This is a genomic window from Maribacter sp. UH1 (genome assembly GCF_056839145.1).
The window spans coordinates 4124349-4142911 of the sequence record NZ_CM166387.1 but is presented as its reverse complement, the minus strand read 5'-3'; the positions used below and the strand labels follow the sequence as shown (position 1 = coordinate 4142911).

Genomic DNA, 18563 nt, shown 5'->3' with positions numbered 1-18563 from the left:
TACCTATTAACTATTAATTACCATCACCCAGCAATGTTACCCATTGTTCTTTGTACCCTAAATTTCGCACTCCATTAGAATGTGCTCTTTTTCCTTGTGGCACCTCTAAGTCAAAGGCATGAACATGACTATCGGGAATTTCCATTGCTTTATACGTTTCGATAATTACATTAGCTGTTGGTTCTTTAACATGATAGGTTCCGTAATATCTATCAAGTGGTGTTTTACTATTTTTGAAATACCAGTTGGCTATTTTATTTTTTGCCGAATAATCCCATCCGCCAGAAAAATCAATTACCCTATGTACCAAATGAGTTTTTGCTATAAATGCAGACATTCCACCACCTTGAGATTGACCTGCAAGGGCAATTTCATTCCAATTAGGCTCTCCATTCTTAAGATAGCGTTCCCAATTACCAGATTTATCATTCTCGGTAAGGTATACTAACAGTTTGGTAAGCCTATTAACGATGGCATCATACGGCATGTCTTCAATTAAGCTAAATTTAGTATCGCCATATACTCTTCTATTTCTAAAATCTTCAGCACAATCAGCGTTTTCCAATAGATTGTCATCTTTACAAATTCGTGCAATTGCAGGTGTATTGATATAGGATAAATTAATAACCGAATAGCCTTGTTCTACAGCGGTACTGAACAAATGCATAGGTCCTTTTAAAGCAATACCATTGGTACCGGGAATAAAGAGCAGTAATTTTCCTTTTGTGTTATTGGTATTGTAAGCAATAAAATGCGGGGTATTGGCAGTTGTAATTCTTGAATCGGTTTTTGAAGGTTCTATTTTTAGAACCTTGGTTGACTCAGGGAACATAGTTACGTCTTGTGCCTTTATACATACAACACTTAAAAAACTTAAAACTGAAACAACGCCTCTTATATTTATCATGTGATACTATTTTTAATCTTCAATTAGTTCATTCCATCTATCTATAAATTTTACACTTGCAGCAATTTGCCGTTCAATGTTTCTAGCTCCTCTTTCTAACGTTGCATCTTTTGGATCCAACTCGCCCCAAACACCTGTACTAGTCATTTCTTTAGTAGAGGTTTTCTTTCCGGTTTCCACTGCTTTTAAGCCCTCAGAAAGAAATAATAATTTAGCAATTGGTTCCTCTTTTATAACATCCGGTAGCATTTTAGCCAAATGATTAGGAAGCGTTAATTTGGTTGCAGTAGCCTTTTCTTGTTGTACCAAACTAGGCATTAAGAATAATGAGTCTGATGTTTCACCAGTACCTGCATGACGATCTAGTTTCGTAATATTGATAGGTGCAGCTTCTTTTAAAAACGGCTTGGTAACCACGGCATAATCAACCGCAACTGCAGCTGTTTTTTGATTTATCTGATCAACCAAAAATGTAGTTATAGCCGTATTACCACCATGAGAATTCATAAATACGAAGCGTTTAAAACCATGCTTTATTAAACTCTCTACGGTCTCCATATGTACCTTTACAATTACCTCAGCACTTAACGTTATTGAACCGGCAAATGCCATATGATATGGAGATTGACCTGCCATTAAAACCGGCGCTACCAGAATATCTCGTTCTTGTGCAATTAGTTTGCAAAGCTCTACGCCGTTTATAAAATCCGTACCTATGGGTAAATGACTGGAATGTTGCTCTAAAGCCCCTATGGGTATGATAACCATATCTGACTTTTTCAGAAAAGCTTCCACTTCTGGTACCGTCATATGAGGTAAATAATTTTTAATCTTAGCCTCTTTCCAAAGAGGATTAGTTTTGGTGGTACTTGTCATGTAAATAGCATTGAATGCAAACGATAATTCTGTTTAAATTACAGTCGCTTTATTTAATTAATATGGTTTCTAAATGAACGGGAATGATAACGTTGGCATCTGGCATTACGGCTTTTACTTCTTCTATAAAAGGCAGTACCTTTTTCTTGATCGGATCTTCTTGAGAAAAACCATAGGGTATTCTAAAATTATCCCAATGTGCAGGAATTATAGTCTTTGGGTATCCGGTTAGTTCTAATAGCCTTTCTGTGTATTTATATACTTCTAATCGAGAAAGGTTTATTCCCGGTATCAGAACGTCAGGTTGGAGTCCGGCTACTTCTCTTTCTATAAAATTCATTGACCCAGAAGTAAGTATTTTATGCGAATCGACACGCAATAGAAACATTAAAGAGCCACCCTCTATAAATTCTCCTACTTTTAAAGGGATAGTTAACTCATCCGGATCAGAATATGTTCTTGAATCAAAATAACGCTTATCCCCTAATGCCGAATGAATAGAGGGGATCACCCTAACAGAAAAATCATCGAATTGATAATCTTCTCCACCCTTTACGGTAATCAATTGCTTTTGCGGTATACCATAAGCCTTTAGAATTGTAGTTGTAGTTTCCGTTCCAATAACAACAGAGCCCGTCTTTTTAGCTATATATGGCACATCTGCTAGGTGATCAGTGTGTGAATGATGCACCAAAATATAATCTGCTTTAGTAATTACTTTATTAATAGCAACGGTATCCGGTTCATAGATGTCATCACTATTAAAAACTTTACGTTCATCTCCTTCGCCATAAAATCGAGGATTTCCTTTTAATTTGAGTCTAGATATATAAGGGTCTACCAGTACTGTAAGACTATCATTTGAAATTTCCCAGCCTGCCACACCTAGATATTTCATTTTCAGTTCTTGACTCAATAAATTTTGAGCACTCATTAGAATGCAACAAAAACAGATATACTTTATGAAAGTTGTTTTTAACTTGACCATATTATTTTTCTCAATTTTATATTTCTACTATACACTATATCTCTACAGCATGTGTCCTAGATGTCATGATAATGCCAAAAATTAATTTTGGTGAAATTATAGTCTAGTCTCTAGTAGGTTTAAAATCGGCAGCTTCCCATAATGGTTCACTTTCATAGTAATTACCATTAGTCATCACTGCGGAAACTGACCTTAAATTGGCAATATCCGTTAATGGATTTTTGTCTAAAATGGCAATATCAGCCTCTTTGCCAATTTCTAATGTTCCTGTTTCATCTCCCTTACCCATTACAGTTGCTGGGATTATGGTTGCTGTTTGAATTGCTTCGAAAGGAGTTAATCCTCCATATTTCTGATATGTTTCCAATTCTAAAAAGTGTCCGAATCCTGGTGCAAAATTATCTGTACCAGCAACTACCGGAATTCCGGCTTTAAAAAACTTACCGATAACCTCAGCTGATTTGATAATGTTTTGTTTGGACAATTCAGCACGCTTTTCATTAGCTCCACTTCTAAACCTTTTACTTTCAAAAAGCTCATATGCCATTCTACCGGCATCTGGCTCCAAAGTCTCCATCAGATCTCCTTTAGGTAACGTACGAATAACACCTAAACCAAGCGTAGGATCCAACACCGTACCATGTTTTAAATAAAAGGCAATCGCTTCATTTATTTGTGCATCTGTAATGTCATTTTTTGCCATATAGAAAGCTCCCAAGTCAGATACTTTTTGATCAGGAAACAATACTGCCAATATTCTATTAGAATGGCTCAACATATCCATACCGCTTTCAACTGCCTTATTAGTACTATTTACCAAAGCTGGTACATGACCTGTTACCGTCATACCTACTTTATGAGCCTCATCTGCCAAAACCTTTAAGATTTCTGGTTCTATAGAAGTATAGATCTTAATTTGTTCGTAACCATTATCATGATATAATTTTACGACCTCTTTAGCCTCTTCAACAGATCTAGCCCTAATAATACCATTTCCTTTAGGACCAGGTCCGTCAGTCATACCTGCCAATACGATATCTGGTCCTGTTGCACCATCTTTAGCTATAGCATCTCTAAAAGCGGTAGCGAACTCTAGCTCATTTCCATTATCTCTAATTGTTGTTACACCACCAGCTAAATAGGCAGGAGCCCATTGTACTTGATTAGAATGCGCATGCATATCCCACATACCGGGCATTAAGGTTTTTCCTGATACATCTATAACTTTAGCATTATCAGGAATGGTAATATCGGGGGAACTACCAATTGATGTTATGCGACCTTTTTCTATAATAATGGTCATATCTTTTTGTGTAGCATCTTTTAAACCATCAACAACATCACCACCTACCAAAGCAGTAATTTGTGATTCTTCACCTTTTAAGCTTTTGGTATACTCAGAAAGTTGCGCCATTTGCTCTTCTACATTTCCTCTAATAAAATATGGCTTAGCTTCCTCATATCCTTTTTTGATCAACTCTCTAATTTGAGTATTTGCCTTAACAACAGCTACCAAGTTCTTAGACTTGTCCAACCAAATTGTTCTACCGCCCCAATTAATACCCTCTACAACATAGCGGTCAAGTGCAACGTCTTTACCATCAATCTGAACAATATCTTCTCCTTTATGCGTCAAAGAAACTTCTCCTCTTGGTAAGGTAGGTAACGCAGTAGTGCCATTTTGCTTAAAGTAATAATGGTATAACATCATTTCAATACCAGCAGGAATATTACTATTTACGGTAAAGAATGCATCCTTTTTATTGGTAGTGACAACATCAAAATGCTTTTCCCAAATGGAAACCTTATCTCCATTTATTTCCATCTTAATAATATTGGTAGTATCGTTATTAGAAATACGTCTACTGAAATAAGAAATTGGTTCTAGGTCTGTTGTCAAGTAAAGTTTTGACTCTACTCCACTAATTCTTCCTCGTTCATTTTCTCCCTGAATAGAGGTTACTATAATAGTGTCATTCTTAGTAGTAACGTTATAGCTCTCTTCTCCTATTTGAGATTGCCTACGGTAAACAAAAAATGTACCCTCATCTTCATAATTTTCCCATTCAGAGGTTTTAGAAGTTTCAGAAGAGCACGCTGTAAGCAATGCTAATAAACTACAAGTGATTAAATATTTTACTTTCATATTATTGTGTTAGTTGTATTCTTGTATGATTATGAAACCCTATTCCTATTATGGAAATTCAGGAGTGAATCTATTGAAGTAATAACGGTTGATCTCGTCTGAGTTACTTTCAATTATATCTAATTTATCATCGCCGTTTAAATCAAAAACCGTAATATCATAAGTACTAAACTCTTCATCTGCCAAGCTTATTTTCTCCCAGGTTTTTCCATCATTAGAATTAATAAAAACTGAATTAGATCCTCTGACATTAGCTATAATAATGTCCATATCCCCATCCTTATCCAAATCACCTAGAGCTATAGAATAAGATTTATCTTCACTAGGGTCAAATGCTATCTTACGTTGGTACGTTTGTTTTTTATCCCCAAAATAAATAACATTAGATTCCCCAATATTAGCCGTTATAATATCTAAGAAACCGTCTTTATCTATATCTGCAATAGCTACAGAACGTGTAATGTCATTACCTGTGCCATATGGCACTTTCTTAGTAAACTGTAAATTACCATCATTCAAATACACAAAATTTGGTTGATCATCTCTGTTCGCCAGTATTAGATCAAGATTCCCATCACCGTTCATATCTGCAACTTCCACATCAATTGTAGAATCTTCCTTATTTCCAAAACCTATTGATTTAGAAAAAGTTCCATCACCGTTATTCAGACATATCTCATTCTCTTTACCCCTATTGGTTATTAGAATATCCTTATCTCCATCTTGGTCAATATCCGCAACTACTATATTCCTAGTTGGCGCATATGAAACACCAAAACTTGCAGCCCTTGTAAAGTCTCCTTTTCCATCATTTAGAAATATGTAATTTGGTGCCATGTCGTTACCTACGGCAATATCTAGATCTCCATCACCATCAAAATCGGCAAGTTCCGTAGAATAGGTTGTCTCACTCTCTAAGCCCAAGCTTTTAGAAACTGTAAATACGCCTCTACCATTATTAACGAATATTCTGTTTTGTCCTGGCCAGTGACGACCGTTGGCGACTAAAATATCTGCATCGCCGTCATTATCTATATCGCCAACGCCTACAGATGCCGTTCTCTCTTTATGCGTACCCAATATTAACCTACCACTGGTAAAAAACTCCAGTGATTGCCCATTCACAGTAGATAGCGCAAGAGAAAAAAGAAGAATTAATTTTACTTTCATTTTATATATTATTTAAAGTGTTTGATACCCATTTTGTTATAAAGCTTCTCTGCAAAATAAAGATGTCCGCCCTTTATCGTCCACTCTACTCTTCTTATATCACTGATATTTTCTACAGGATTACCATCTATTAGAATAAGATCTGCTTTTTTACCTACTTCAATAGACCCTAAAGAATCTGAAACGCCCGTTATCTTAGCAGAATTAATGGTAGCCATCTTTAATACTTCTGCCGCAGGAATACCTGCCTTTTCATATAACTCTAACTCTCTATGGTATAAAAACCCTGGTAAACCATCTGTACCCGGAACAATAGATACACCTCTTTTGTACATGTCGTTCAACGCATTAAGCATATTCGTATAACTATCTTTATACAAAGCAACCTTTCCAGCTTTAGGTAGCCCTCCACTATAGAAAGCGCGCTGTTCTATTAAAGGCAATCTATTCATGATTTTGCTATATGTTGGACTGGGTTCTCCTTTTTGAGAAACAAACATATTTTCAAAAATTGCCATTGTAGGATCTACAAGAATGTCTTTCGATTTTAATAGCGTAACAAAATCTAAATATTCTTCTGACTTCAAATCAATATCAACACCATGATTGGCCACCATAGTAAATCTTAGTGGTGTTCTAGTATCTATAGTATCTGACATAAAATTCAAGAACAACATATTCATATGTTGAATTTCATTATAGCCCTGGTTTATAGCTTGCGATGCTGTCATATAAGCAGGTATATGACCACTTACACGCATTCCTAACTCATGTGCTTTTGTTGCTAGAGGTTTTACCCATTCCGGTCTTATTGAACTGTATAATTTAATTTGATCGTAGTCTAAATCTTTATACGATTGTATTTCAGCCAAACCTTCCTCTAAATTATCAACTACGTTTCTTTGATTGGCGAATGGTCCTGATCCATCTATAATACCACAGAAAGTGACAATATTTGGACCTATAATCTCATTAGTATCGAACTTAGCACTTAGTTGATTCAACTGCTTATTATTGGCTAGATCCCTAACTGAGGTTACACCACCTGCTACATGTAAAAGTCCTCTGAATTTGGTGTTGTGCGTATGCATATCAAACATACCGGGCAAAAGTGTTTTTCCTGTACCATCGATAACCTGAGCAGTTCCATTTAAAATTTTCCCTTTTGATGGTTTAATAGACTGAATAACTTTGCCATCTATAAAAACATCTTGGTTGTATACGATAGTTCCATCAGGAGAAAAAATATTTACATTTTTAATGATAGCCTTATCAATTTGATGAGAAAGCTCTTTTGATATTTTAATAAGGTAGTTATCCTCATAGGTATCTTGTAAAGATTTTAGCTCTTTTCTGAACTCTTTAAAATCTTGTCTTATAATATGAAGGTTACCAGAAATACTGGCAATCATATCACTGTCCTGCATCCACAGATATATAGGATTCATATCTAAACCCTTAACCATTAAAAGGTTTACTGGTGTACTATCCGAAAGAGTTAATGGAAAATTATCAACCAACTCTACTTCACCCTCAGGATATAGACTTATTTTTTTATCCTCGGACTTTAATAAAAGTTGCGCAAGAATTTCATAAACAGCTGGTGAACCATCATGTCTAAAATATAGTTGACTTCCATTAAAGTCACCATTATCTTCACTCATGGGATTTTTCCATGAAGCAGTGCTATTTGTACCTGTAAAATTTTCGCTAATGGAATCTTTCAAATAATTAACACCAGTTATCTTTTCAGAAACGATAAAGTTATCTTGGTTAAGCATAATTTCCTCAGTAACCTCAGGCCCACGACCTCTATCAGTATAGGTATAATAATAACCATAACTATTATCGCCTGTACTCCATTTTTCATAGGTACCCGCAAGGTTTTCACGAAATACTACATCGTAAATCGTTTTTATTTCAGTTTTTGAAGTGTTACTGTCTTTGCACGAAAAAAGTATTCCAAAAATTAAGATGACGTAAATACTACTGTTTTTCATAAATGTATTTAGTGGTTACTAGATTGGTATAAAAAATTCAAAAACTCTATGTTATGGTTTTAAGACTTCCTTGTTGAAGCGTATCCAGTTTTGACCTAATATTTTTTCTATATCTCCCGTACTGTAACCTCTTTTGTCAAGAATCTTTGCAACCTGTAAATATCTATCGGGTTTATCCAGTTCAGGAATCCATGGTGGCCATTGTACTTTGTATGAAGGTTTAAATCTAGTTAGTCTTGGCACATACCAGTTTTCTCGTGTTGCACCTGTAGCTTCTAGACCTTGTATAGCAAAATCTGCAGCTACACCTACATGGTCAATTCCACCTATTTTAACTGCGTGATCTATATGGTCTACATAAGTTTCTAATGTTGTATCCGTCCCTAAGTTAGGTCCGATCATATACCCCAGACATATGATACCTATAATACCCCCTTTATCTGCCATAGCCTTTATCTGCTCATCAGTTTTGGAACGTGGGTGATTCTTGTGCAATGCCTCGCACATAGAGTGATTTATGGAAACCGGAGATTTACTAAATTTTATACCATCGTTGGTTGTTTGCTTACCACAATGAGAAAGGTCTATAATAATACCCAGTTCATTCATTCGTTCTACAACTTCAACGCCATAGTCAGATAACCCAACATTGGTTCTTTCTGTACTCCCATCTCCAATTAAGTTACGAGAGTTGTATGTAAGTTGCATCCATCGCATACCAGCCTCATAAAGGGTATCTAAATTTTTTATAGTGCCTTCTAACATTCTAGAACTTTGAAAACCTAACATTACGGCCACTTTATCTTCTTTTTTGGCAGTAACAATATCATTGGCACTTTTGGTCAACAATAATCTATCTGGATTATTACTGATAATTTGTTTCCATTCCTCTATACTCTTCAAAGATTTTTCAAGTTTCCCAGAATCTAAAGAAGCATTAAAACCGGTATAACCAGATTCAGCCAAAGCTTTAAAAGAATCTTCATTCCAATTACGAGAAATGACCAGACCATCATAGACGACAGCTTTTTTAAACAATTTCTCTATTCCTTTTTCCCCAAGGGTCTGTAATAATTGCTTACTTGAGTCTGCAGGTATAGATTCTAAAATATTATTCAACGAATAAGCTGCTTGAGCAGGAAACAATGCTCCTAACGAAAGTAATTTCGCAAGATTTCTACGTTGTGTATCCATATAATTCTTGATTTTTAAAGTGAAAAAAATCCAATATTTTTATGCTGTAAAAAAGTACACATTGAGAGAAACGAAGTCTCTCAATGTGTTCAAAAACTAACAAACAAATTAGTTTACTAATTAATACCCAGGATTTTGTTCAATGTTAGGATTAACATCTGTCTCATCTTGAGGTATTGGCATTATTACCGTATCTGCACCATAAGGAATTAAACAGATCTGTGCCGTACAGTTTGTTCTAACAATATCCATTTTATTACGCATTAAATCCCATAGACGTTGACCTTCAAAAGCCAACTCTAATCTGCGTTCCAAGAAAATAGCATCGCTAAGAGCATCGCCAGAATCTGAATTATCCGGCTCGTCTGCAATGGCACGTTGGCGTACCATGTCTAAATCATCTTGCGCACCAGCTATATCAGTACCTATTTCCGCTCTAGCTTCTGCACGTATTAAATACATTTCTGCGAGTCTAACAACCTTTACATTATCAAAACCATTGATATCTGGATATTTGATCATTCTATTTGGTGCAAATTCACCAGTTAATAAAGTATCTACTTCAAAGGTGCTTAAACGAGCATCATTCTCAGGATAAAGATCGGCCACATCATTGGAAGGAAGGTAATCACCAAAACCTGCTTGTAGATAAAGACCTGCAATACCATTACCTCCAACATTATCTGTTTCGGTCATCGATATTTCAAAAATAGACTCAGAGCTATTATCCGTAGTCCATAAATCATAATAATTATCATTGGAAATTAAACTATAATCACCTGATTCTATAACACTTGAAGACATTGCTTCTGCATTTGTCCAATCTTCTTGAAAAAGATAAACTTTTGCTAATAATGCCCTAATAGATGTAGGTGATAAAGTATTTGAATTACCACTTCTAGAACTGTCATTCATAAAAGAAATACCTGTAGTCATATCAGAAATAATTTGCTCATAAACTTCCGCTACTGTACTTCTAGACGGTTCATTGTCCAAGTCAAAATTTAAAACGATAGGAACCCCAGGGTGACTAGCATCTGCAGTATAGTTATACTGCTGCGCAAACATGCGTACTAGGTCAAAATACATTAACCCTCTTAGCGCATAAGCCTCACCAATAATATGGTTTTGCTCATCTAAAACAGCATCCGCCAAAATAGTTTCTGAATTAATGATAGCATTTGCCGCATTAATACCTTCATAAGCACTACCCCAAAGCGCTAGTGCCTGCCCGTCAGATACTCTTTGAATATGCTCGGCATAATCTACAATTCTGTTAGCTTGTCCATTTTGTTTTACGTCATCTGCCAATACATCAGGTATCATAATCATGTAACGCCCGTAATATTCAGAGCCAGACAATTTGTTATATATACCGGTAATAGAAGATTCATAACCATCAAGGTCCAATAAGGCCTCTGTATCCGAAACAGATTGTTGCGGAGTAAGTTCTAAAAAAGAGTCTGAACAAGAGAATACGAGTCCAGCCAATATTGTTAATATGAATATTTTATATGTTTTCATGTGTTTCATCATTTAAAGTTGAATATCTAAACCAATGGAAATAGTTTTCACTGCAGGTGTCTGCCCTGTGTAACTACCATTAATTCCCTGCTCTGGATCTATGTAAAGGATATCTTCTTTTACAAAAGTCAAGATATTGGTTCCTCTAGCATACAATCGCATAGAATTCAAACCTAATAGCGAAGTAATTTTTTCGTTAAAATTATAAGCGACGGTTAAATCTCTTAATCGAATATAACTACCATCATATAACCATCTAGTTTGGTTCGCTTCATTACTACCATTACGACCACCCCAAACAAACTGAGGTACCAAGGCATCTGTTGAACCAGGCTGCCATCTGTTATCATAAATAAAATCTGCAGTACTTCTTGGCGTTAACCTTCCATCACCTAAAGTACCTCTTGCTCTAGAATCAAAAATGTAGTTACCGTAAGAATAAATGAAGTTGGCACTAAGACTTACATCTTTATAAGTGAACATAGTATTGAAACCTCCAAAAAATTCTGGAGTTGCAGATTTATCGTCTAAAAAACGCTCTGCATCACTGATATCATTGGTTATCGTAGTTTTAGAAGCGTCAGTATACCACTGTGGATCACCATTTTCTTGGTTTACACCAGCCCAACTATACAAGTAAAAAGATTGAAAATCTTCGCCTTCTTGTCTTCTATAAGCACCATCTGTAAAATCGTCTGTAAGTTCTGTAATCTCATTCTTTAAAAATGTGGTATTAAAACCAACGTTCCAACTAAAATCCTCTTTGTCGATAATATCCGCATTCATAGATATCTCTAAACCAGAATTTTTCATTTCACCAAAATTTTGGGTCAACGAGGAGAAACCTGATGTTAATGTAATAGGCACATTCAAGATAAGATCAGAAGAAGTACGTTCAAAATATTCAACCGTACCGCTAATTTTTGAGAATAGACCAAAATCTACACCTACATTAAAATTCTGCTGACTCTCCCAAGTAAGATCAGGATTAGCAATTTGGCTTGGACTACCACCTGGATTACCGTCATAATCTTGACCAAAAACGTAAAGTCCTTGTGAAGGGAAATTACCAATGGCAGCATTACCTGTTACACCCCAAGAACTTCTAACTTTAAGTAAATCTAAAAACGAAACATCCTGTAAAAAAGATTCTCTACTAGCAACCCAACTACCACCAAACGAATAAAAAGTACCCCATCTATTATCAGCACCGAATCTTGAAGACCCGTCTCTTCTTAAACTAGCTGAAAGGAAGTATTTTCCATCGTAATTATAATTGGCTCTAGAAAAAGCAGAAACGAAAGTATATTCAGATTTTGAACCGCTAATGGCAAATTCTGCCGATGCACTATTTAACGTTCTTAAACTTTGATTTGGAAACTGTGTTCCAGAAGCACTAAAAGACTCATTATTGGTTTCTTGAGCTTCAAAACCGGCAAGAACATTAAAATTATGGTTATCACCTAAAACAAAATTATAGTCTGCCGTTTGTGTACCTACAAAAGTTCTTAAAGAAGTATTGGCTTCGTAACCAATTCCGCCAGAGTTTCTTCCACCACCATATCTTGGGTTTTGATATTGCGATTCTGTTAACGTAAGAAGGTCAAAATTCAATTGCGAACGTAAGGTCAAATTCTTTATTGGCTTTACGGAAACCGCAAAATTATCTATAACTCTAAACTGCTTGTTTTCCCAAAGGTCATCACCACTTAAAGAACCAACAGGATTAGCACCACCTAAAGGAAAATAGTTGGCATGCTCCCCATTAAATCTTCCTTCTTCATCATAAATAGGAATTAACGGTGATAATTCTAAAGAGTTTTTAAACGGATTGTTGAAAGAACCACCATCAAAAAACGTATTTGTTGTACTGTTAGAAACAGATATATTATTTGAAATAGTTAAATAATCCGTTGCTTTAAATTCTATATTACTACGTGCACTTAACCTTTCAAAGCCAGACCCAATAATGTAGTTCTCTTGATCATAATAAGCTCCAGAGAAAAAATATTTTAAATTGTCCGTACCACCACTTGCACTTAGATCGTAACTTTGGGTTATTCCCGTTCTAGTTATAGCATCTAACCAATTGGTATCTGTTGGTTCTCCGGTAGAAGGATCAATCAATTGCTGAAAAGTGGCATCAAATCTAGCCTGAGCTTCTTCAGCTGTATCACCCAAATTCACATAACCTTCAAGAAAAAGTTCTGTATATTCTGCAGCATTTAATGGCTTTAGAATATTATTGTAAGCTTGTGAGTTAAAACCAGTTAATGTTTTCAAGGTAATTTTAGCCTTACCTGAACTACCAGATTTTGTAGTAATCAAAATAACACCGTTTGCACCCCTAGACCCATAAATTGCTGTAGAAGCCGCATCTTTTAACACTGAAATAGATGCGATATCATTTGGATTAATTGATGCCATTACATTGGTACTACTACCACCGTTATCTATGGTACCTATACTACCGTTCTGTACAGGAATACCGTCTATAACATATAAAGGCTCACTAGAAGCAGATATAGAACCAATACCTCTAATTCTAACCTGTGTATTACCACCTGGAGCACCATCTACCGCACTTGCTTGTAGACCTGCGGTACTACCTCTTAATGTCTGCTCAAAAGTAGATACCGGTATCTGTTCTAGCTCCTCACTTTTAACAACACTAACAGAACCTGTTAATGACTCTTTTGTAGATGTACCATAAGCTACAACAACTACTTCATCCAATGAAGCCACATCTTCTTGAAGTACAACGTTGACCGTTGTTCTATTATCAATTGATACTTCTTTAGAAAGCATACCGATATAAGAAAAAACCAAAGTGGTACCATCAGCTATATCAATAGCATAATTACCATCAAAATCTGATTGTGTACCTACGGTTGTACCTTTAATTAAAACATTTACCCCAGGCAAAGGTTGTCCACCTGCATCGGTAATGGTTCCGCTAATAGTATTTTGAAAAATTGTTCCTAAGCTTAAAGAACTTTCGTTTTTTGAAATTGGCGGCAATTTTTTTACAACTACCTGATTTCCAATTATTTTATAGCTTAAATCGGTATTAGAAAAAGCTTTTTCAAGAACAGCGTTCATTTTGGCGTTCTTCAACTTCACCGAAATTTTCTTACTTGTATTTAAAACGTTGTCCTTATAAAAAAAGACATAATCACTTGATTTCTGAATTTCTTCAAAAAATTCTTCGACAGAGATATTCTTTACGTCTATCTGTATTTTATTTTGTGCAAATACAGAGTTAGCGTAAACAGATGATAGGCCTATACCGATAAATAGTAGAAATATTCTCATAATCGTTAGAATTCCGACTGGTATGATATTTTTCATATTTTTGTGTTGGTTATTTAATGTTGCTGCAAAACAGCAATATTGATATTAATTGCCGGAAGATGCGGGAACATCTTCTGGCTTTTTTTTATTGCTACTTCAAAAAATTATTCAGTTTCAATTCATTGGCAAAAGTTTATTTAATTGTTATTGTATTATCAGTTTGTAAATATTCCATATTGGTGCTTTCCTTAATACTATTTATCACAGAAAGTATATCTTCATTTAAATCTAGATAGCCAGAGAAAGTTTCTGTAGCCAATTCTTCATTTTCTATTATTATTTCCAGATTATAATATCTTGATATTCTTTTCATTATGAATTCCATGTCATTATTCTTGAATATGAGAAAACCATCTTTCCAAGAAAAATAATTATCTACGTCTACTTTCTCAGAAACAATACTTTTAGTATTCTTATCATAACTGGCCTTGGTACCAGGAGAAATTTTCATTTTATCTGAATGACTAGAATTCGCTTTTATATTTTGATAACTAATTTGAACACTACCACTTTTAAGAATGGTATTCGTTGAATTTTCATCAGGGTAATTGGTAACTCCAAAAACAGTACCTAGCACTTCTACAACCTGTGTATCTGAAATAACATAAAAGGGTTTCTTTTTGTTATGGGTAACTTCAAAAATTGCTTCGCCCTCTATATAGACCTCTCTCTTATCTTCATTAAAGGCAATTGGGTAAATTAATTTAGAACCTGAGTTCAACCATACCTTACTTCCATCAGAAAGAGTCAATGTTGAACGCTTACCATAAGGAACCCATAATGTATTAAACACGGCCTTATCTGTATCTGCTATATTTTGATTAAAAGTCTGACCATTACCTATGGTGACATTTTTACCGCTTTTAGAATAATTAATATCAGCAACATCTTCTTTGATTTTTAAATCGTTGCCTTTACCTAAAGTAAGAACAACTTCATCTGATGTTGGAGTATTACTGTCAATGGTTGAGGAATTAACAAAGTCAGTTATAGAATTTGTTTCTGAAGTCATATTGTAGTAATAAAACCCAAGACCTATACAACCAATAAAACATGCTGCAGCTAAACTTTTATACCATACATTTCTATTTCTTCTTTTATCCTTTTGGATCGTATTAAAAATTCTTTTTTTCAAATCCGTATTTTCCTCATCGGTAATCGATGAAAAATTTACATTATTCGGATTTATCTTTTCCATAGTTAAATATTAATTATTGGTAAGGCTTTTAAACCTATCAAAGCACTCTAAAATAATAAGCAAGGATTATTTAATTTATAGACAATTTATTTTAAATAAACTACCTTAACGCCTTCAAAGCCCTATACACTATAGTTCTAGCAGTTTGCACAGAGACATCCATTATCTCAGAAATCTCTTCATAACTGCGATCCTGATTAAACCTTAAGAACAAACCTTTTCTTTGTTTTTTGGTTAACGAATCTAAGGCTGCCGCCAAAATCATACGTTTTTCGGTTACAAGTTCTTTTTGAATAATTTCCTCTTCACAAGAAGTAGTATAATTTCTTGCCTGTTGATCTAATGAATATTGATATTCATCTGTAATAGATACCGTCTTAGTGGCGTATTTTCTATTTATCTTTCTCTTTAAGCATTTAAACAAATAGAACTTTACATTATCGGTCATCGATAAATTTTCGCGGTATTTGTATAGATCAACAAAAAGATCATGAATACAATCCATGACATAAGTTCTATCCTTTATACAATTTATACCATAGCTAAATAAACAGTCTATATAAATGTTGTATAAATCTCCAAGAGCAGACTCATCTCCATCTATTAATTTTCTCCAAACGTGGGTCTCTGTATTCTTAACAACAAAAACCTTTTTCTTATTTGCGCCCGACTCTTTACCTTCTTCATCTTGCACACCAAAATCAGAATTTACGGCTAAACCAAGTTTACTATGTTTTTGCATGAAATAAAGAATTTAGTGGATTCATCAACAATCCCTTTCTATTCTAAGTAATATATTTAAGTTTTATAGACATCATTGAGAATTATTTAATGAATTTTACAATTCTTTCAATTTTAGACTATTTATATTTAATTATTCTTAGTAGAAGCGCCTCTAAAAACGCTTTCTCATAATAATAAATTAACATTTAATTTACACGATTAGTTTTTGAATAATAATATGCTAAAATGTAATAGTGTTTTAATTTCAGTTTAAATGTTTAAAATACAAATAGAGTCAAAATTTGTCTAAATAGATAAATTAATTCTTTTAGATTAGTGTTTCTAAAATAGAAATATTTGTAATTGTACACATATCTGTACGTTGTGCAACAAGTTTAAAAATGACTCTTCAAAAATATAAAATACCAATAGTTGTATGTTTGATTTTTCTAATCACTTCGCCAATTGGACAAATGGTTTTCGGATACGCAGGTGGATTTTTAGCTTACTTGGCATCCGAAATATTACCATACTCAGCTCACGAAGTAGCTACGGAATTAATGTTGGTTCTAAGCCTGATTTGCTTGGTTGGATTTTTTTATGTGAAAAATAAAATTGGACTAGTAATTACAAGTGTGTTATCTACGTTCTTTATTTGCAATACTATTTTGTTTTATGCTATGAATTCTAAAGCTATGCGCGAATATTTTTATCCTGATAGATATATAATTGGAGCAATTGTTTCTTTAATAATTCTTGGAATCCTAACTAGATTGAAAACAAAAAAACCAGTTGCTAACAATGCCTAAACGTAATGCGGACTTTAGGGCAAAACCGAAAGGTCTGTGTATATTTATGAAGTCGCTAAATCTTTGGGATTTAGCTTTGGACAAGAAAAAATAAAACTAAACCAAAAGCTTTAGCTTCGTGCGTAGACGGAAACGAAAAGTTTCCTTAATACCGCACTACGCTTAGCCGAGAACGTTGTAGGTAATTTAAAAAACCTAAATATTGAAAATGAAAAATCGATTTAAATTCAAAAATTGGAAAAAATATCTATTCGAATTTCTTTCGATTTTTCTTGCTGTTACTCTTGCATTTCTAATGGATAGATGGAATGACAATAGAAAAGATGGCATTGCAGAAAATAAAATCCTCGAAGAAATTTATAATGGATTAGAACGTGATAGTTTAGATATTGCCAACGACGAGCAATATTACAAGATTGCATTTAGTGGACTTAAATATTTCAACAAAATCATAGACGGAGAAACTATTCAAAATGATTCACTAGTTTCCTTCTATCACCTATTCTCTAGAGAAAGTATAGTTGTTCAAAATAAATCTGGATATGAATCTTTAAAATCACGAGGTTTAGAAACCATTAAAAATGATTCCTTAAGGAGCTCAATAATCGATTTGTATGAAGTTGATTATGAATTAGCTAGAAAGTTTAACGAGGAACATAGCGAATACAAATTTATGGACAATTATTTCCATAAGATAAATGAAGTAATTGCCCCAAATTTCATATATGATGAGACAAATAATATAACGGGCATTAAACTTCCAATAGAGCTAGATGAAAAAGAAAGGAACTTATTGAAAAGTTATATTTGGAAAATCGCAGTTGGGAAACAAGACAGAGTCGATGCTTCCCGATATGGAAAAGTTAAAATTGGCGAATTAAGAACGCAAATTAAAAAGTATATAAATAACAAGCTGCAGTAAAACTACCTACAACACAAACTATAAACAATACGGGCTTCGGGCTTAATCGCAGGTTTTGCGTATTTTTATGAAGTCCGCAAAATCTTTGGGATTTTGCTATGACCAGAAAAAAGAAAAAACAAAACCAAAAGATTTCGCTATGTGCGTGGCGGAAAGTCAAAGCTAGTTTGCTCCCGTACTGTTCATAGCCGAGACGTTAGCAAACATTAGAGAATATGATATTTAATAGAAAAAATAAAAAACTTAAGACATACATAGCATTACTCGAAGAAATTGGACAGAAAGAGTTTTTGATGCCAATAGAAGAAATAAGATTAGGAAATCAGTTTGCAGAATTAAAAGACTCAGAACTTCTAAAGAAGACTCTGCTCGTGGACAAATATCTTAATCACAAAAATTATCACTTAAAAAGAGTTATTGCAATAGCCTTTAGACGATTAGAAATATTTGATGATGCTGAAATAAATCAAGCAATGAGTAGATTCCTTTCTGATTCCGCCCATTGGGTCGTTTATGATGCAATCTGGTATTTCAAGGAGGCTAAAACAACTGACGAACAAATAATTGGAACCATTAAAAACATATCTGTAAAAACTGAATTGACTGATGAGCAATTAGCCGAAACATCACCATCATCAGACTCGACTGTTAATATGAAATGGATGTCTGATGAAGCACTTGAAATACTAAAATAACGATTTGCTAACAAGGTGTATAGTGCATACCCTCCGGGATACGCACCATACACTAAA

At 34.3% G+C, this 18563-nt stretch carries 14 protein-coding genes; 3 read left to right on the top strand and 11 right to left on the bottom strand.

Translation table 11 applies throughout. The features are described from left to right. Positions 1 to 13: 13 nt before the first annotated feature. From UH1x_RS17855 to UH1x_RS17805, 11 genes are all read right to left on the bottom strand, one after another. A complete protein-coding gene (locus tag UH1x_RS17855) occupies positions 14 to 907 on the bottom strand; it encodes a BPSS1187 family protein (protein WP_482623313.1) in 894 nt (297 codons plus the stop codon). 12 nt (positions 908 to 919) lie between these two features. Then, entirely contained in the window at positions 920 to 1783 is an 864-nt protein-coding gene (locus UH1x_RS17850; protein ID WP_299316796.1) for a creatininase family protein, read from the bottom strand. Between the two features lie 49 nt (positions 1784 to 1832). Further along, entirely contained in the window at positions 1833 to 2681 is an 849-nt protein-coding gene (locus UH1x_RS17845) for an MBL fold metallo-hydrolase (RefSeq protein ID WP_482623312.1), read from the bottom strand. Positions 2682 to 2874: 193 nt separating this feature from the next. After that, the gene (locus UH1x_RS17840; protein ID WP_482623311.1) at positions 2875 to 4917 is read right to left on the bottom strand and encodes an amidohydrolase family protein; all 2043 of its coding nucleotides are present in this window, start codon (positions 4915 to 4917) and stop codon (positions 2875 to 2877) included. A 48-nt stretch (positions 4918 to 4965) separates the two neighbouring features. After that, positions 4966 to 6087: an FG-GAP repeat domain-containing protein gene (locus UH1x_RS17835; RefSeq protein ID WP_482623310.1), complete on the bottom strand. Its 1122-nt coding sequence runs from the start codon at positions 6085 to 6087 to the stop codon at positions 4966 to 4968. Positions 6088 to 6095: 8 nt separating this feature from the next. Continuing rightward, positions 6096 to 8087 (bottom strand): amidohydrolase family protein, encoded by a 1992-nt coding sequence (locus tag UH1x_RS17830; RefSeq protein ID WP_482623309.1) that lies wholly within the window; start codon positions 8085 to 8087, stop codon positions 6096 to 6098. A gap of 51 nt (positions 8088 to 8138) precedes the next feature. Further along, the gene (locus UH1x_RS17825; protein ID WP_482623308.1) at positions 8139 to 9281 is read right to left on the bottom strand and encodes a dipeptidase; all 1143 of its coding nucleotides are present in this window, start codon (positions 9279 to 9281) and stop codon (positions 8139 to 8141) included. 120 nt (positions 9282 to 9401) lie between these two features. Beyond that, positions 9402 to 10805: a RagB/SusD family nutrient uptake outer membrane protein gene (locus UH1x_RS17820; RefSeq protein ID WP_167333105.1), complete on the bottom strand. Its 1404-nt coding sequence runs from the start codon at positions 10803 to 10805 to the stop codon at positions 9402 to 9404. Between the two features lie 12 nt (positions 10806 to 10817). Then, on the bottom strand, positions 10818 to 14156 hold the full coding sequence (locus UH1x_RS17815) for a TonB-dependent receptor (RefSeq protein WP_482623307.1): 3339 nt from the start codon (positions 14154 to 14156) through the stop codon (positions 10818 to 10820). A 136-nt stretch (positions 14157 to 14292) separates the two neighbouring features. After that, on the bottom strand, positions 14293 to 15357 hold the full coding sequence (locus tag UH1x_RS17810; RefSeq protein WP_482623306.1) for a FecR family protein: 1065 nt from the start codon (positions 15355 to 15357) through the stop codon (positions 14293 to 14295). Between the two features lie 100 nt (positions 15358 to 15457). Beyond that, positions 15458 to 16099 carry an RNA polymerase sigma factor gene (locus UH1x_RS17805; protein ID WP_036154059.1) on the bottom strand — a complete coding sequence of 214 codons (642 nt, stop codon included), beginning with the start codon at positions 16097 to 16099 and terminating at the stop codon, positions 15458 to 15460. A 382-nt stretch (positions 16100 to 16481) separates the two neighbouring features. Here UH1x_RS17805 and UH1x_RS17800 point away from each other — a divergent pair, with 382 nt between their 5' ends. The 3 genes from UH1x_RS17800 (at position 16482) to UH1x_RS17790 (ending at position 18506) form a co-directional block, all read left to right on the top strand. Continuing rightward, positions 16482 to 16889, top strand: coding sequence for a hypothetical protein (locus UH1x_RS17800; protein WP_482623305.1), 408 nt, complete (start codon positions 16482 to 16484; stop codon positions 16887 to 16889). A gap of 208 nt (positions 16890 to 17097) precedes the next feature. After that, a complete protein-coding gene (locus tag UH1x_RS17795; protein ID WP_482623304.1) occupies positions 17098 to 17811 on the top strand; it encodes a hypothetical protein in 714 nt (237 codons plus the stop codon). Positions 17812 to 18026: 215 nt separating this feature from the next. Beyond that, positions 18027 to 18506: a hypothetical protein gene (locus UH1x_RS17790; RefSeq protein WP_482623303.1), complete on the top strand. Its 480-nt coding sequence runs from the start codon at positions 18027 to 18029 to the stop codon at positions 18504 to 18506. The last annotated feature ends 57 nt before the right edge of the window (positions 18507 to 18563 follow it).

Bases quoted from the DNA above. Each gene is read 5' to 3' on its own strand.
- UH1x_RS17855 (WP_482623313.1), bottom strand. From the start codon at position 907: ATGATAAATATAAGAGGCGTTGTTTCAGTTTTAAGTTTTTTAAGTGTT.
- UH1x_RS17850 (WP_299316796.1), bottom strand. From the start codon at position 1,783: ATGACAAGTACCACCAAAACTAATCCTCTTTGGAAAGAGGCTAAGATT.
- UH1x_RS17845 (WP_482623312.1), bottom strand. From the start codon at position 2,681: ATGAAATATCTAGGTGTGGCAGGCTGGGAAATTTCAAATGATAGTCTT.
- UH1x_RS17840 (WP_482623311.1), bottom strand. From the start codon at position 4,917: ATGAAAGTAAAATATTTAATCACTTGTAGTTTATTAGCATTGCTTACA.
- UH1x_RS17835 (WP_482623310.1), bottom strand. From the start codon at position 6,087: ATGAAAGTAAAATTAATTCTTCTTTTTTCTCTTGCGCTATCTACTGTG.
- UH1x_RS17830 (WP_482623309.1), bottom strand. From the start codon at position 8,087: ATGAAAAACAGTAGTATTTACGTCATCTTAATTTTTGGAATACTTTTT.
- UH1x_RS17825 (WP_482623308.1), bottom strand. From the start codon at position 9,281: ATGGATACACAACGTAGAAATCTTGCGAAATTACTTTCGTTAGGAGCA.
- UH1x_RS17820 (WP_167333105.1), bottom strand. From the start codon at position 10,805: ATGAAAACATATAAAATATTCATATTAACAATATTGGCTGGACTCGTA.
- UH1x_RS17815 (WP_482623307.1), bottom strand. From the start codon at position 14,156: ATGAAAAATATCATACCAGTCGGAATTCTAACGATTATGAGAATATTT.
- UH1x_RS17810 (WP_482623306.1), bottom strand. From the start codon at position 15,357: ATGGAAAAGATAAATCCGAATAATGTAAATTTTTCATCGATTACCGAT.
- UH1x_RS17805 (WP_036154059.1), bottom strand. From the start codon at position 16,099: ATGCAAAAACATAGTAAACTTGGTTTAGCCGTAAATTCTGATTTTGGT.
- UH1x_RS17800 (WP_482623305.1), top strand. From the start codon at position 16,482: ATGACTCTTCAAAAATATAAAATACCAATAGTTGTATGTTTGATTTTT.
- UH1x_RS17795 (WP_482623304.1), top strand. From the start codon at position 17,098: ATGAAAAATCGATTTAAATTCAAAAATTGGAAAAAATATCTATTCGAA.
- UH1x_RS17790 (WP_482623303.1), top strand. From the start codon at position 18,027: ATGATATTTAATAGAAAAAATAAAAAACTTAAGACATACATAGCATTA.